General features: G+C 38.7%; 17 protein-coding genes and 1 riboswitch. Of the genes, 3 read left to right on the top strand and 14 right to left on the bottom strand.

The window, feature by feature from the left end; all coding sequences use genetic code 11:
• Positions 1–105: 105 nt before the first annotated feature.
• The 6 genes from ABE41_RS20615 to ABE41_RS08160 all read right to left on the bottom strand — a co-directional run bounded on the left by ABE41_RS20615 (position 106) and on the right by ABE41_RS08160 (position 4,894).
• Positions 106–621, bottom strand: a complete 516-nt coding sequence (locus ABE41_RS20615) for a GGDEF domain-containing protein (protein WP_083207733.1) — start codon at positions 619–621, stop codon at positions 106–108.
• Between the two features lie 430 nt (positions 622–1,051).
• The gene (locus tag ABE41_RS08180; RefSeq protein WP_066288640.1) at positions 1,052–1,987 is read right to left on the bottom strand and encodes a GGDEF domain-containing protein; all 936 of its coding nucleotides are present in this window, start codon (positions 1,985–1,987) and stop codon (positions 1,052–1,054) included.
• A 262-nt stretch (positions 1,988–2,249) separates the two neighbouring features.
• A riboswitch (cyclic di-GMP riboswitch) is annotated at positions 2,250–2,339 on the bottom strand.
• A 77-nt stretch (positions 2,340–2,416) separates the two neighbouring features.
• Positions 2,417–3,070, bottom strand: coding sequence for a serine/threonine-protein kinase (locus ABE41_RS08175; RefSeq protein WP_156774252.1), 654 nt, complete (start codon positions 3,068–3,070; stop codon positions 2,417–2,419).
• A gap of 316 nt (positions 3,071–3,386) precedes the next feature.
• Complete coding sequence (locus ABE41_RS08170; protein WP_066288639.1) at positions 3,387–3,746, bottom strand: YhjD family protein; 360 nt, start codon at positions 3,744–3,746, stop codon at positions 3,387–3,389.
• A 15-nt stretch (positions 3,747–3,761) separates the two neighbouring features.
• Entirely contained in the window at positions 3,762–3,971 is a 210-nt protein-coding gene (locus ABE41_RS08165) for a WYL domain-containing protein (RefSeq protein ID WP_066288638.1), read from the bottom strand.
• A 92-nt stretch (positions 3,972–4,063) separates the two neighbouring features.
• Positions 4,064–4,894, bottom strand: a complete 831-nt coding sequence (locus tag ABE41_RS08160) for an STAS domain-containing protein (RefSeq protein ID WP_066288637.1) — start codon at positions 4,892–4,894, stop codon at positions 4,064–4,066.
• Between the two features lie 134 nt (positions 4,895–5,028).
• On the opposite strand from ABE41_RS08160, the gene ABE41_RS08155 reads away from it, so the two are divergent.
• Entirely contained in the window at positions 5,029–5,391 is a 363-nt protein-coding gene (locus ABE41_RS08155; protein WP_066288631.1) for a DUF2243 domain-containing protein, read from the top strand.
• Here ABE41_RS08155 and ABE41_RS08150 read toward each other — a convergent pair.
• Complete coding sequence (locus ABE41_RS08150) at positions 5,388–6,044, bottom strand: peptidoglycan recognition protein family protein (RefSeq protein WP_066288625.1); 657 nt, start codon at positions 6,042–6,044, stop codon at positions 5,388–5,390. The two genes, ABE41_RS08155 and ABE41_RS08150, sit on opposite strands and share 4 nt — an antisense overlap.
• A gap of 474 nt (positions 6,045–6,518) precedes the next feature.
• Here ABE41_RS08150 and ABE41_RS08145 point away from each other — a divergent pair, with 474 nt between their 5' ends.
• The gene (locus tag ABE41_RS08145; protein WP_066288622.1) at positions 6,519–6,956 is read left to right on the top strand and encodes a MarR family winged helix-turn-helix transcriptional regulator; all 438 of its coding nucleotides are present in this window, start codon (positions 6,519–6,521) and stop codon (positions 6,954–6,956) included.
• A gap of 72 nt (positions 6,957–7,028) precedes the next feature.
• Positions 7,029–8,630, top strand: coding sequence for an MDR family MFS transporter (locus ABE41_RS08140; RefSeq protein ID WP_066288620.1), 1,602 nt, complete (start codon positions 7,029–7,031; stop codon positions 8,628–8,630).
• 155 nt (positions 8,631–8,785) lie between these two features.
• Here the strand turns inward: ABE41_RS08140 and ABE41_RS08135 are convergent, their stop codons facing one another.
• The 7 genes from ABE41_RS08135 to map all read right to left on the bottom strand — a co-directional run bounded on the left by ABE41_RS08135 (position 8,786) and on the right by map (position 15,496).
• Positions 8,786–9,031 carry a GNAT family N-acetyltransferase gene (locus ABE41_RS08135; RefSeq protein ID WP_066288619.1) on the bottom strand — a complete coding sequence of 82 codons (246 nt, stop codon included), beginning with the start codon at positions 9,029–9,031 and terminating at the stop codon, positions 8,786–8,788.
• The gene (locus tag ABE41_RS08130; protein ID WP_066288618.1) at positions 9,028–9,618 is read right to left on the bottom strand and encodes a hypothetical protein; all 591 of its coding nucleotides are present in this window, start codon (positions 9,616–9,618) and stop codon (positions 9,028–9,030) included. The genes ABE41_RS08135 and ABE41_RS08130 overlap by 4 nt, the downstream gene beginning before the upstream one ends.
• Positions 9,619–9,947: 329 nt before the next feature.
• Positions 9,948–10,586, bottom strand: a complete 639-nt coding sequence (locus ABE41_RS08125; RefSeq protein ID WP_066288615.1) for a response regulator — start codon at positions 10,584–10,586, stop codon at positions 9,948–9,950.
• Complete coding sequence (locus ABE41_RS08120) at positions 10,583–12,409, bottom strand: GAF domain-containing sensor histidine kinase (protein WP_083207731.1); 1,827 nt, start codon at positions 12,407–12,409, stop codon at positions 10,583–10,585. Before ABE41_RS08120 ends, ABE41_RS08125 begins: the two co-directional genes overlap by 4 nt.
• A gap of 248 nt (positions 12,410–12,657) precedes the next feature.
• Positions 12,658–14,016, bottom strand: coding sequence for a magnesium transporter (mgtE, locus tag ABE41_RS08115; protein ID WP_172827341.1), 1,359 nt, complete (start codon positions 14,014–14,016; stop codon positions 12,658–12,660).
• Positions 14,017–14,189: 173 nt separating this feature from the next.
• Complete coding sequence (locus ABE41_RS08110) at positions 14,190–14,591, bottom strand: DoxX family protein (protein WP_066288611.1); 402 nt, start codon at positions 14,589–14,591, stop codon at positions 14,190–14,192.
• Between the two features lie 155 nt (positions 14,592–14,746).
• On the bottom strand, positions 14,747–15,496 hold the full coding sequence (gene map / locus ABE41_RS08105) for a type I methionyl aminopeptidase (RefSeq protein ID WP_066288608.1): 750 nt from the start codon (positions 15,494–15,496) through the stop codon (positions 14,747–14,749).
• Between the last annotated feature and the right edge of the window lie 159 nt (positions 15,497–15,655).

Genomic DNA, 15,655 nt, shown 5'->3' with positions numbered 1-15,655 from the left:
TGGCACGCACCTTGCTCTCCAATCAACTTGCCCAATGAAGAAAATGAAAAATGACCTAAAAGCAACAATTTTTTAGAGAATAGCCTTACTAAAAAAGAAAAACAGCTACATGATCAGCTGCTTTTCCTCATTTTTTTTATGATCAAATTTTAATGTGTTTCCCCCTGCTGCCTTTGCTCCATAAAGGAGCGTATCTGCACGCTGTATAATTTCTGCCGGACGTTCTCCCTTTTGATAAAAAGCAATTCCATAATTTAAAGTAACAGGAAGTTTTCCATCTTCAAGTGTATACGGATACATCTGCAGATGAGTATTTATCTGCTGGATCGTTTCTGTAACTTCTGATTCTACTGCCGTTTCCATGATCCACGCAAATTCCTCTCCGCCATATCGATAAGCTTTACCTTCTTTTGCTGGCAAATACCGCTCGAATCCTGCGGCAACGAGTTTGAGGACTTCGTCACCTAAAACATGTCCATGTTTATCGTTAAACTCTTTAAAATAATCTATTTCACAAAGGACTAGCGCGAAAGGAGCTTTCTGTTTCGTTTTCTCTAAGACATCCTCCTGGAACTTTCTGTGGTTTAATAACCCTGTAAGATAATCCTGGAGAGATTGCAGCTAGTACATATTTTCCTCGAAATAATACTGTCTTTCTTTAGATGCAATTACACCTCCATACAGGGCAATCAGCCATAAGAATGACGTATCCATAAAGAACTGAAAAAACTCTGTTGTGTCCTGATAGCCTCCATCTCTTAAAAAGAAATACAGAATAACAGCAAAACTGGCTCCTCCAACGATAAAAGAACCTTAACCTCCAGTAAAGAGCGGCATGAATAACAATCAAATAACCTACAGGCATGAATGGACTTTCCGAGCCTCCAGTCAACTGCATCAGCCAAACATAAGCAATATAATCAAAAAGGATTCCGCCTCTAGTAAAAATCAGGTAATAGAAGGACTTTTCAGGAAATCGTTCAAGACGATTTGTGTAGATGTCATATAAAGGATCCCTATTGTAAAAAGAACCGGGAATAAGTCTCTGATATTATGCTTTAACTTCTCTTTTATTGCTGTACATCCGTTCATCAGCAAGCTGCAGGTAATAATCAATATTTTCACATGCATCGCCTAACAGTTCGATCGCACCGTATGCTAATGAAATAGATTTGTTCCATGCCATTAGCTGGCTTTCCATCTTTTCAACCAGTTTGTAAGCGTCCTCTTCTGTTATTCCCGGCAGCAAGAAGACAAATTCATCTCCCCCAAACCGGAAACCTGATAAAAGTTTTAATCGCTTGGATAATTCCGCGATCTGCTGTAAAAGCTCATCTCCAGCATGATGGCCATACTCATCATTGATCTGTTTGAAGTTATTTATATCAAACATAACTAGTGTAATCGGCATCTCTTGTTTTTGAGCTTTACCAATTTCTTTTTCAAGACAATCATAAAAATAACGGCGATTATATAGATTAGTAAGCGGATCACGGATACTGATCTCTTTTAAATCTTTAAACTGCTGAGATGAAAATCCGCTTAAGAAACCTGTAATCGTACGATGTGCTACCATGTTCCAGCGATCTAACATAAATAGCTGCACTGGAAGCGAGTCGGAAACGGTTACTCTTTTCATTTCTTGCAGAACTGATTCTCTTATACTTGTAGAAAAACAAGCTAGCGCTTGGTGAGGAATTCGCTGGTGTCTTAAGAAATGGATCCCTGAGCGGAATGCTTTCTGTTCAGCTTGTTTCAAGAAATGCTGAAAACGTTCTTCCTTCAAAAATACTGCATGTACGATTCCACGCAAAAATTTCTCTAATATTTCTTCATATTGTTCAACAAAACCGTTCATAAATGAGCTGAAGTCATCAAATTGACTTAAGTGTTCTTTATGTGTATGTATCATCGCTGGAATCGACTTCATGAATTCCTTAAATAAGCTTTTTTTGAGTGTGCGTAATTCTAGTTGGAAGTTTTCCATTATTGCAACCCCTCAAATCTTAAAAATTTGCATACAAAAAGCCATTACCCTTAAATAAAGGGAAATGGCTTTTAATGTTTGATAACTTCTAAAACATTAATTTAATGTTTTTAAGCGTCGGATCTCATCGTTGGTGACGAGCGAAGGTTGCACGAAAACTGCGAGTTGCACCGAGTAATCGCAGGTGCATTGTTTCCGTGATTTACGTTCTGTCTTCAAAGACTCAATCCTCTTGCTAAGAAACATTAATTATCCGTTCCCCTTTGGCAACCGGCTGCCATTGTATGTTCGTTCATACTTTAGGCCCATAGCTTTGCGTCCCAGTTTTTCAACTGGTTTGCCTTTAAACAAAGGTTTCCTATTCGTTTATAGATATTATATCCTACATAGGTAAATTGTGCCAATGTTTTTTATAGGTCTTTAATACCATTATTTTTTACCCTTGTTTATGGATAATTTTAACTTTCGATAATACCTATACCCCATTCTGATCATATTCAAAACAAAATACGGAATTCGAATGGGAAAACGGTAAAAAACAGGCTTATAAATGCTGAAATAAGCCTTTCGTAGATCCTTCCACTTGCGGCAAGGTTCTTTCTTATAAAAGTCAGAAACATCAACTATTATACCTTTGCCTTTTGATATCATGACGTTCTTGCCATGTACATCACTAGGGAAAAGTCCTCTTTCTTCTGCATATTCCAAAGCCTTGTCAATATCACGGATGATACTTTCGGGAATTCTGATACCTTTATGAACACAATCATAAAGCGTGATTCCTTCTATTCTCTTTAAAATCAAAAACCTGTTCTCTGTATAATAGCAAACGGAATAGCCCGGATGTTCACCTAAACGTTCATAAGCCTTCTTTTCTTCTAGAAGACCATGTTCATCTCTCCCGTAGATTTTGACAACATATAAAGGATAGTCAGGGTGGTAAAATACCGCAGCATAATTGCCGCATCCAAGTATCTTCCAAGGGAAAGGTGTATTTACAGGACATACGGGATCAAACGGGTTCCGGCTTTCAATTATTATCTCTCTATTTAATTGTCGTGTCAGCTGGATAAAGTGTTCCATGTGTTTCCTCAATTTCTGATATTCTTCAGTAATGATATCATTGTGCATTACGTTCATTGTATACAGATGGAGTCAAAAAGGAAACTTTAACAAGGCTGTTTTCGTAAACTTTGTTACTTTTTGAAAGAGGCCAATTTCCGCTCTTTGGACTCGCTTTCCGCAGGGTGTGCGGTGAGCCCATTCGCCGCTTTGCGTCATTGAATGGTCTCTCCTGTCCCACTCATCCTGCTGGAGTCTCGCCCTTCCGCTCCAATTAACTATTCAACGAAGAATTTTTTAAAATCTCTCCTTAGCAACAATCTTTAGGAAAGAGCCATTATTTTGATGCCACTCGAAGATATGACAGCATGAGGGTTTCTGCTTTGTTTTTTAAATGGACGTTCGGAAATCGCATAATTTCACGATATCCCCGGATAAATATCTCATATTCAGTAATATCATGATCTCTTCGTCCATCCATAACCTTTATTTTTCTCTTCCGAAGCTCGATGCGCACGTCATGAAGGTCTTTGCTCACCTGATTCATAATCTGTTCCAATAAAGCAATGTAAGGCTGTTTCAGTTTAAACGGAGAACGGTTCACTACCTTCAAGTCCCGGTCAAACAAGGCCAGCATAATTGGATACATCACATATTTTTCAATAAGTGAGCGCTCTTCCTCGTTTCCATATTGCATGTCTATCCCTCCATTCTATGAAGGCAAAAAACGGAATTGCACAGATAAAATATTTTTCAGCTCGAATGTTCTAATTTGTTTGCGAACTGCGCAATAGGCCGTTATCAATTTTCCGTCAAACGAGTATGGCGTAATAAGTCTATGGCTGATCACACCTTTCTCAGATAAATAAATCATCTCGATGGCTGCCCTTTCCTGGATGCATCTCATTAACAAATTCGTCATGAAAAAACCTCCTTTTTTTTATTATATGCGAACAAATGTTCTTTTTATACAAGAAAAAAATACCTGCCCATAAAATGACAGGTATTATATGATTATTTCGGCTGCTGAGCGATTCCCATTGCTTCAAGCTCCTGATAAAGGTTTCCTGATATTGAGATTCCTTCAAAGCTGATTCCTAAGGATACAACTGTTTGCGCCAATTCTGGGCGCATTCCGCTCAATGTAACTTTTACTCCTAAAAGCTTAAGCGAATTGATAACCTTAAACAGGTTGTGAGCGACCATCGTATCAATGACAGGTACTCCTGATAAGTCGATAAATAAGTGTTCAACTTGCAATTCTGTACATTTCTGCAGAGACGTTTCCATGATTAACTTAGAACGGTGTGTATCAATTGTACCAACAAGCGGCAGGACCGCAACAGTTCTTGTTAATCTGACAACAGGTACAGAAAGCTCCTCAATCGCTTCACGTGCCAGTCCTAGCACTCTGTTGTTGTTTTCAACATAAGCCACACTGAAAGCATGAACCGTTTCATCTAATAGCGGGTCAATGACAGAAGCTGCTTTAAGTACCGTCTCTATTGAAAAACTTTCAGTTTGAATCTCGTTCCGTATAAAATCCCATAAGACAATCCGGAAGAAACGGGTGCTTTTTAATGCCATGTCTAAAGGAACTTCGTATTGGACTGCTAGTTCCCCGCTCTTTTTTCCCCATTCTATAAACAGAGGTTCAACTTCTGCCAAATCTTCAAAAAGCGATTTCCCAAAATAGCCAAATAAATCTCCCCGAAGCTGCAGTACATGATCAGTAAGCTCAGATACGGGTTCACCGTGTTCAGCTTTTACTTCATCAATTTTTCTGGCAAGATCGTATTTATGTATAAGAATCTTTTGCCCCAATTCGTGTAATTGACGTTCCATCTTATCTATAATCCCCCTATAAAAATAAAAAATGATTGCATACCACTTATCTATATACCATTATTATACATAAGTTAAACCTGTTTTTTTAAATTTGATGTCGGATTTTGTTCTTTTACTAGTAAGGAGGTACTATGAAAATTTGGTTTGGATTTATTTTGGGGATTTTTGCAATGTCTCATTGGTCAACATACGCTTTTGCCTGGGAATTAAAGGCGGAAAGTATGGGTGAACGCATAGGGGCTGTTTTTTTCGGAATCACTATATTAGTGTTAATTTTATTGTTCATTTATAAACGTTATAATTCTTCTTTTTTTCACGGATTCTTAGCTGCTATTGGATTGTTTTTAACTGTAGATAACATTCTGTTTCATTGGATTTTTCAGCTGCATAGAGTAACGAGCGGGCCTGAAGCAAATGTGCTAGAGCCTTTATTTGTTTTAGCTGGAATCTGCCTGGTGTATTATACGTGGAAAAAAGAAAAACAAACGATTTAAATATGCTCAATGTAAACGGCAAAACCAGCCGCCTTAGCTTTGGCTGCAAGTTTTTGTGCGTTCTCCCTGGATGAAAACGCCCCGATCTGCACTTTAAATAGGTTGCCCGGTGCAGTTGCTGTATCTTTAAATTCTTCAAGATTAACCAGGTGTTTTTTTAATTCATATTTAACATCTTCAATAAAGAAAGGAAAACTTTTATCATATTGATGAAAACTATTTAACGGGTCTGTTCTTCGCTTCGGATCAAGCTGAAAGTGTCCTTTTATATGGGTCTCTGGATTCCATTGATATTTCTCACACAAATAAGCAAAAAACCAAACGTAGCGGCTGTAAGCTTCAGAGAAATCAATTGAAGACCCATAGCATAGCTCTACCCCAATCGCCCAATCATTCGCATCTGAAACGTTTGAACGAACATGCCAAGCCTTTTCATGCAGCGGAATGATTACAAGAATTTCTTTATCGTCAATAAACACATGTGCAGAGGCCTCCAGTGGTTTGCTGTTAAAATAGTTAAAATTTTGCCTGGCTGTTGAACCTGGGTTTCCTGTATCATGAGCAACTGCATAACGAGGAGTCCGGTTTCCGCCTGGACGCTGCTTAAGTTCCTTTTTGACATGCTGGTTTGTAATCAAGTATTTCTCCTTCAAAGTTACACCTCCAAATTAATAACCTTCATTTATAAATGTTTTTCTGCATAAAAAAAGAGCCATAACGGCTCAACTTTTTTACAGTTTTTGCGTTTCTTCGGTGTTCTTGTTAGTGTTTGATTTCCGCTCCAGGATGCTCGCTTTCCGCGGGGCGGGCGGTGAGCATCCTGGCGCTTTGCGCCTTCAGGAGTCTCGCACCTTGCGCTCCAATCAACTTGTCAATGAAGAAACGTAACAAAATACCAGAAGCTACAACTTTTTAGAAAAGAGCTGTTTTCACATTCCGCCCGGCGGCGATTGAGTTGTAATTGCCCATATCCAATAGGCGATGCCTACTAAAAAACCAAAACCAAGAAGCACAAAAAACAATGTTGAATTCTTCATCTAGTATTCCCCTTAACCCTTTTACTTTCTTTCTTATTAAATATAAATTATCATATACTTAGAGAAGAAACAAAAAGCAAGGGTGTTAATATGGAAAATAACGAGCAGTCCCAATCAAGAAATAACTTAGAACGCGAATTGGAAATGAGTTTACGAAGACTTTTTCGGACTCTCAGAAAAGGTTTGAATGAAGTTTATACCGATTATATTCCCAGCAATGAATTTGCAGTTCTGCAGACTCTTCACAAGAACAGTCCTCTAATGGCTTCTGAGATCGCCAATGAATTAAAGGTTTCATCGAGCCATATAACAGCTGTTACTGACCGGCTTGTTGGAAAGAACTATATTCAGCGTGTACGTTCGGATTCTGACCGCAGAATTGTTTACTTGGAAATTACTGAAGACGGCAAGAAAATTGCAGATGAAATGGATCAAATAAAAAACGAGTATTTAGCTAAAAAGTTCACTAATTTATCAGAAGAAGAAATGAAGCTCATGGTAGCTGCTTCTACAAAACTGCTTGATTAATAGGCAGTTTTGCTTTTGTTAGATACTTCACTTTATTAATTATTTGCTAGATGAATAGGGGGAAGCAGATTTATGGAACATCTTGAACTCCGGCGGAAAATCATAATCATGATTTCTATTATGGCTGCCATGCTTTTTGCAGCTTTAAATCAAACGATCGTAGGAACTTCACTGCCAAGGATAATCGCCGATCTTGGCGGCATTGAATATTACAGCTGGGTATTTACGATTTTCATGTTAACATCCAGCATTACAGCTATACTTGTAGGAAAACTCTCCGATATATACGGCCGCAAGCCTTTTATACTTATTGGTATTGGAGTTTTCACTGTCGGATCACTGCTTTGCGGTGTTTCAGACAGCATCCTTGAACTTATTCTATACCGGGGTATTCAAGGATTTGGCGGAGGGATGATCATGTCAACAGCTTTTACAGCTGTAGGAGACCTTTTCCCTCCACGTGAACGCGGTAAATGGCAAGGGATCATGAGCAGTGTTTTCGGATTGGCCAGCGTTTTCGGACCAACCCTTGGCGGCTATATCGTTGATCATTTTCATTGGCATTGGGTGTTCTGGATCTTTCTTCCGTTCGGTTTAGTAGCTTTTGCGGCTATTTATTTACTTTTTCCATCTGTACAAAGAAAAGAAAAGGAATCTATTGATTATACCGGGTCTCTGCTTTTAACGATAACAGTAGTTCCGCTTCTGCTTTCGTTCACATGGGCCGGAAATCAATATGAATGGCTATCGCCTGAGATCATAGGACTTTTTGGGGTAACAATCGTTGCATTCATTTTGTTTATCCGTACAGAAAAACGTGTCAAGAGTCCTGTTCTTCCGCTTGATATGTTTAAAAATAAAGTTTTTACTATCTCAAACATTATCGGACTATTCTTAGGTGCAGGAATGTTTGGGTCAATTATGTATATGCCGTTTTTTATCCAAGGCGTAATGGGCACGTCAGCTACAAAATCAGGATTTGTTATGATGCCCCTGACACTTGCGATGGTTGCCGGAAGTACGATCAGCGGCCAGATTGTAACAAAGACCGGCAAATATAAAAAACTTGCCATGCTGGGATTATTCATCATGGCAAGCGGAATGACGAGTATGCATTTCATGGATACGGAAACTACGAATATGACAGCTACTCTAAATATGATTCTAGTTGGAGCAGGTCTTGGAATCACGTTCCCTATCTTTACGTTAACCGTTCAAAATGCAGTTGAACATAAATATTTAGGGGTTTCCACTTCCTCTGTACAGTTGTTCCGTCAGTTAGGAGGAACAATCGGTGTTTCAATCATGGGAAGTGTAATGAACAACACACTGGCAGATCACTTCAGCGAAAATTCTCAAAAACTGATCGCTTCCACTCCAAATGTTACTCCTGAGATGAGTGAGCAAATTAAGGATCTGGCGAATCCTCAAGTACTGTTGAATCAAGAAGCTGTGATGGCAAAGTTCAGCAACTTGCCTCCAGAATCTGTTGTTTTCTTAAAACAAGTCATGGAGATACTGCGAGAATCGTTAAGCTATGCCTTAAATGGCGTTTTCCTGACAGGAGCACTCGTGATCGGAACTGCCCTGCTGCTTACGTTCTTCTTCTTAAAAGAAATACCGCTAAGAACATCAAATGAAAGCAAAGAAGAATTAAAAGATCAATCCGCATAAAGAAAAGACGGCAGGAGAATTATTTTCTCCGCCGTCTTTTTTATTTTGGCTTTTTCTAAAAGATTGTTACTTTAGTCTCTTCTTGGACAAGTTGATTGTACCTAGAGCGGAAATCAACCCTTTCAAGAACAACAGAGTTTACGAAAACAGCAGTCTTATTTTATCAGTGTTTCTTCAGTTGAACTATTCTCTGGAACAGTCATATGAACAGGAAAATTCATACTCCACATGCCAATATCTTTAAATCCAAGTCTTTTATAGATAGAACCTGCTTTTGGATTATCGTAGAAAAGGCAAAGTGCTTTTCCTTCTGAAAGAACATCGTGACAAAGTGCCTCCATGCATTGGGTTGCAAGACCTTGGTTTCTTTTTTCGGGATGTGAACATACACCAACGATCATAGCGGATAATTTTCTGCAGTTGTTGAGGCGCATGAAACGACAATATTACCTTCCTTCATAAAATAGGTACGTCCCGTTTTTGTTTTCAGAGCCTGCTCTAAACTTTGTCTTGCAGTCGCTCTAATCGTGAATTCTTTTATCTGCAGTTTCAGTTCTATTAAAGAATCCACATCTTTAAGGCCGGCTTGCTGAATTCCCTCTCGGCTGCTGTTTTTATTTAACAAGCTATTATCTTTAAGTTCAGCAAAATAGGTTTCTTTTGTTTGTTCAAACTTAACATAAGGACGGAACTGTTCAGTAATCTCCTTTTTTCCTGAGAGCATCTCATATGTCGTATCTTTGTTTATGATCTCTGAGAAATCTTTTGCGTTAATGGTTCCTTTTGCATATGGCAAATAGTTCCCCATATAGCGGAGCAATATCCCTTGTATTTCTCCTGCCTCATCAAGGTCTATCCAGATATCCTGAAAATCAGTTTCATAGCCAAAATTCTCAATATCTGCGATGATGAATAGATTAAGAGCTGGTTCATCACTCAAATAATTCATCACTTTCTCATGCATCGTCTGATCTGCTTTAACAATCATCTGACTGTTCCCCTCTCATATGTTTCTATTAATTTTAGCTTCAAGATGGAAAAATGCAACAATTTTTTCATTAAAAAATGGATGTTTTCGTAAACTTTGTTGCTTTTGTGAAGAGGTTAATTTCCGCTACAGGACTCGCTTTCCGCAGGGTGTGCGGTGAGCCCCCTCGCCGCCTCGCGACATTGAGTGGTCTCACCTGTCCACTCATCCTGCAGGAGTCTCGTCCTTTCGCTCCAATTAACTATTCAATGAAGAATTTCGACAAAATCTCTTAGTTGCAACAATCTTTTAGAAAAGAGCGAAAAAAATAAACCAGCCTATGGACTGGTTTACATAGAAACGAGATGGTTTTGTACCGCATAGATGACGGCTTGGGAACGGCTCTTAACTTCTAGTTTTTTAAAGATTTTACTAACGTGGATTTTTACTGTTTTATCACTGATAAAAAGCTTTTCTGCGATTTCTTTATTGCTCAGCCCTTCTACTAGGCCAATCAGCACTTCCTGTTCCCTGTCGGTCAGGTTGGATTCATCTTTCTTCACTTGGGTTTGCTGCAGGTGAATATTTACCAGTTTCTTGGTCATGCTCGGCGTAATCATAGATTCGCCGCGGTAAACCGCATTTATCGCATCAACAACATGTTCAGAAGGAGCATCTTTTAATAAATATCCATCGGCTCCTGCTTTTAAAGCAGACATTAAATACTCATCGTGTGTGTACATCGTTAAAACGAGTATCCTGGCATCAGGATTTTTTTCTTTAATAACTGCTGTTGTTTCGACTCCATTCATACCTGGAAGATTAATATCCATAATGATCACATCTGGTGACAATTCTTCTGTTAGTTTGAGTGCTTCCTCACCAGAGATCGCTTCTCCAATAACTTTTATATCATCTTCAAAAGATAGTATATTTTTTAATCCGTCTCTTAAAATAGCATGGTCATCTACTAGTAATATAGAAATCATGTTATGTGAGCCTCCTTTGTTTCTAATTGAGGGATTTGAAGTTTAATTTCTGTTCCTTTTCCTTTGGCAGAATCAATATGAAGAGATGCCCCCAAAGTATCTGACTGTTCATTCATGTTTAGTATGCCGTAATGCGGTTCTTGCCGTGCTTTAATCATCGATTCATAAAGAGAAAATCCAACACCGTCATCTTTAATCCTAAAAATTACTTGATCATTTGAATAGCTTAGCAGGATGCTCACCTTAGTAGCTTTTGCATGCTTTAAGACGTTTTGAAGGCTTTCTTGAAAAATATCAAAGATCACTTTTTCAACCATTGTACTCAATCTGCTAGGAGTTCCACGCTCCTGAAAATGAATTTGAATGAGGTGTCCTTCTTCTTTTACTGCACTTATCTTCGCTTTAATTGCTTGGTGAAGCCCAATTCTTTCAGTTGGATAAGGTCTTAATGCATAGATAGACTCCCGGAGTTCCTTCAAACTCCCCCTCAGTTTCTCTGTACTGACTGCTACCAATTGTTTTGTTCTTTCGGGTTTCATGGTAAAAACACGCTGCGCCGTTTCAAGCTGCATGACAGACCCAGCCAGTGTCTGTGCAATTCCATCATGTATTTCACGCGCAATACGGTTTCGTTCTTCTAATAAAACCCGTTTTTCACGTTCAGAAATCAGCAATTTTGTTTTCCAGGCAACTGCCAGCTGGTTTACTAAAGTTGCCATCGATTGTGTATCAACTGCAGAAAAAGAATGCGATCTCGTTCTGCCAGTAATAAGTACCCCCGTTATCTCTTCTTCCGCCATTAGCGGCGCAAGCATGACAGACTTAATGGAATCGGGAAAGAAAGAAAATCCCCACACGTTGTTCTCATTCTTTTTGTTAAATAGATGCATGGAAGGATTAGATTCCAGCAGATTGATAAAATCAGTACAAATTTCTTTTTCAACGGATATCACGCCGTTTTCATATGCTTTTTTCCATGAGTGTCCATCATTAAGAAACAATAACACCGCATCAGTTCCGAGAAACTCTAAAAATGGGAGCTCCGCTTGCTGAAGCCAATCTTTCGATGGAAGATGAGCATTGAAGGTTGTACTAATTTTGTATAAAGCCTTTAAACGGTTTCTCTCTTGGTGCAGCCTCGCAATAAATGAAGAGATAAGTGCGATCGCCACAAGCGGAGAAAAGAAAAAGATATAGGAGAATACATCTACCACACCACGGTTTTGGCTGCCTAACAAGAACATTAAGGTAATATAAGCTATGGAAAAGAGTGTTACAAGACTTTCAGATAACGTTTTTGTTTTCCATATTTTTAATGGGTATGTTTGGGGCCGAATCAGTAAAACAGCGTCTACGATAAGGTTATTAAAAATATAGTACATTCCAGCGATCAGGATCATTCTTACTTCTGCATACCAGAAAGCGCTCAATCCAGCTTCTAAGAATAAAATAATAAATTCTGCAGCAAGAACAGCACCAAAAAAGCTGATTAGTAGCTGTGCTGGATTGAATAGAACGATACGAAGCGGACGCTTATTCAACGCATGAACAAGACAAACCATTACGCCAAATACGACAACAGTTAATCCCCAGCCATATAGAAGTTCAATCGTATATAGCAAAGGAAAGCTTAAAGCACTAAGTCCTTTCCAAATCGGAATCGGAAAGTATTCTGTAATAAATAGAAACAGCAATAATGTTGAAAAAATTAGCAGATCAGGATATTTCGTGATAGAAAATGCACTATAAATCCAAATAATGATCCCAGCTAAAATGATAGCCGAAACAAATTTACTTGCTGTTGCCTCCCGATTCAAACCCACTTTTCCCACCTCTTTTTATAAAAAATTCAGTCAATTTATTATAACATAGCTATTTAGCAGACATTCTCCTCCAAAATGTGGTGAATGTGCTAGAGAAAATAGAGCGTAAAAAAACCGAAATTAGTCGAATGACTTACGCCGCTGACCAATTCCGGAAAAACCATGTTTTTTAATATTATCGCATTTCAGTTAAGCCGTTTCTATTGCACAAAAGACGTATATGAATATAGTACCTATTAACTAACCTTTTATAATAGATGAGATAAAAACATTGTTGCTGTTCCAAAATAAACAAATAAGGAGAAAATATCATTCAGCGTTGTAATCAGAGGTCCTGATGCAACAGCCGGATCTACCTTAAAACGATACAGAAGTAAGGGAATTAGTGTACCGGCAAGTGTCCCTATAATTAAGGTGAAAAATAAAGAACTTCCTACAACAAGACCTAAAATGAGGTTGCCTTTCCATAAAAAAGCGACAATCGCAATTAAAATCCCGCATGTTATTCCTATAATAAAGCCTACACCAAACTCACGCATGATCAGCTTTACGATCGTTGCCCGGTCAATATCATGGGACACTAATCCACGAACCACAACGGCAAGCGACTGTGTACCCGTGTTCCCCGTCATTCCAGCAATCATGGGCATAAAATAGGTCAAGGCAACAGCTTTTTCAATGGTGCCTTCAAATGTACTGATGATGCTTCCAGATAATATTCCAATAAAGAGCAACAAGATCAGCCAAGGCAGGCGGCGATATGATGCTACAATTGCACTTGTTTGAAAGTCAATTGATTTACCAGTTGCTGATAGCTTTTCAATGTCTTCATTCGCTTCTTCAATTAAGACGTCGAGAACATCATCGACGGTTACAATCCCGATCAATCGTTCCTGATCATCAATAACCGGAACCGCAATAAAGTCATACCGCTCAATCGTTCTGGCTACTTCTTCCTGATCCGTTTCGGCAGGTACAGCAATAACCCTGCTGTACATGATCTCTTCAATCTTTTCATCCATTTCTGCCAGAAGTAAGTCTCTGTACGAAACAACCCCAACCAGTTTTTTTTCATCATCAATAACATAGAGATAATAAATGTTCTCAGCAAAACCTGCGAATGTTTTTAATTTTTCGACCGCATCCCGAACCGTATAGACTTTCGGAATCCAGACAAATCGGTTGGTCATAATTCCGCCGGCAGTATCAGAGTCATATTGCATCAAACTCTGAACACTTTTTGATTCATCCGCTTTCATTGAAGATAAGAAATCCTGAATTTCATTTACATCCAAATTACCAAGCAAGTCAGCAAGGTCATCGTTTTCCATCAAGTTCATGATATGAGATGAACGTTCGATGCCTAATTTGTGCAGAATCTCCATCTGCAAGTCACTGTCTAATTCTTGAATCAATGATGCAATCTGTCTGGTAGTCAAAAACGTTACAAACTTATGTCTGTGCTTTTCAGGCAAGTTCTTATATACATTGGCAATGTCGTAAGGATGAAGTTCATCAATAAGCAGCTGAAATTCTCTTTTTCTAAGTTCTTTCAGGTTTTTAATGACATACAATAAGATTTGATTCTCTGACATCTCTTTAAACAAGGAACGTCACCTCCTTATAAAATACTCATTCATTATAAGTGATTTTTTCATGTGTGACTATGAAAGAAATGATGCAACATCACGCTTTTTAAACCTATTCATAGCATATCGCTTTTCACAAAGAAAAAACCACCTTAAATAGATGGTTTCCTCTCTAGTTTTATTCTATTTCCCTATTTCAGCCATAAATAATCCAGCGAATAAGTACCGGCGCCTGTTAAGGCAACTCCAACCACTACTGCAATGAGTACAAGATTGAATTCGTATCCGTTAGCTGTCACCCAAAAGCCGTTTTGTAAATGGACTTTAAGGATGGCTACAAGCATAGTGGCTGCGATTAAGACCGCCCCTATTTCTGTAAAGAGTCCTGCAGCAAAAAGCAATCCCCCGCCAAATTCCGCAAGACCAGCTATTAGAGCCATCGTGTAGCCTGGTTTTATTCCAATTGATTCCAGCCAGCCTCCTGTTCCTTTTAAACCATAGCCTCCAAACCAGCCGAATAACTTTTGCGCTCCATGTGCTGCAAGAGCAAGACCAACTACTAGACGAATAATGAGTAATCCTAAAGATAACATATAATGATTCCCTCTTTCTTAAGTTTATTTTACTTACTTTATGTTAGTATATTACGATATGTAACTTGTCTATGTCAAGTAACTTTAAAAAATAATTATAAGATCAAAAAAAATTACCGCAATCCTTTTATAAAGAATATGCGGCTAATCCAGTTTTAAGCTTGTTCAGTTAAAATAATCGGTCCATTTCTTGTAATGGCAACAGTATGTTCATATTGAGCAGATAAGCTTCCATCGTACGTCAATGCCGTCCATCCATCTGATCCCATCGTGATATAAGGAAGCCCTTGATTGAAAATTGGCTCTATCGTTATGACCATACCTTCTTTTAGTTTAATTCCTGTGTTCCGGTTCCCAACATGATGAACTTGAGGTTCTTCATGTATTTTTCGCCCAATACCATGTCCGATAAATTCTCTAACAATAGAATAGCCTTTTCTGTCAGCATAAGATTCGATCGCGTTCCCTATATCTCCTAATCGGTTGCCGACTTGTGCTTGTTCGATCCCTTTATATAATGCTTTTCTAGTTGCTTTCATTAACCTTTGTGCTTCTGGTGCGATTTTCCCAACTCCATATGACCATGCTGAGTCTGCAAGCCATCCATCATGATTCACAACAAAATCGACGGTAATTATATCTCCATTTTTTAAAGGTCTTCTATTCGGAAGGCCATGGCAGACCTCATTGTTTACAGATGAACACGTTGCAAATGGATAACCCATATATCCTTTTTGCGCAGGCTTTGCACCTCTCTCTTGAAGAAAGCGCTCCACAAATTGATCAAGTTCTAACGTTGTGATTCCTGGCAAAACCATTTTGCTTAAAGCTTTATGACATTCAGCAAGGATCGCTCCTGCATGTTTCATTTTCTCTATTTGTTTATCGGATTTGATCTCAACCAAACCGCCCTCTCCCTTCCTCTTTTTAAACTATATTCCGAGGAAAAGTTCTGCGTGAAAAATTGTATGATTAAGGTCGCCCGTTTTAACTTAGTTGCTATTGGAAGTAGTTGATTTCCGCTCCAGGATGCTCGCTTTCCGCGGGGTGGGCGGTGAGCCTCC

The organism is Fictibacillus arsenicus (genome assembly GCF_001642935.1).
Taxonomy (GTDB): Bacteria; Bacillota; Bacilli; order Bacillales; family Fictibacillaceae; genus Fictibacillus; species Fictibacillus arsenicus_B.
This window is presented reverse-complemented; position numbering and strand designations above follow the sequence as displayed.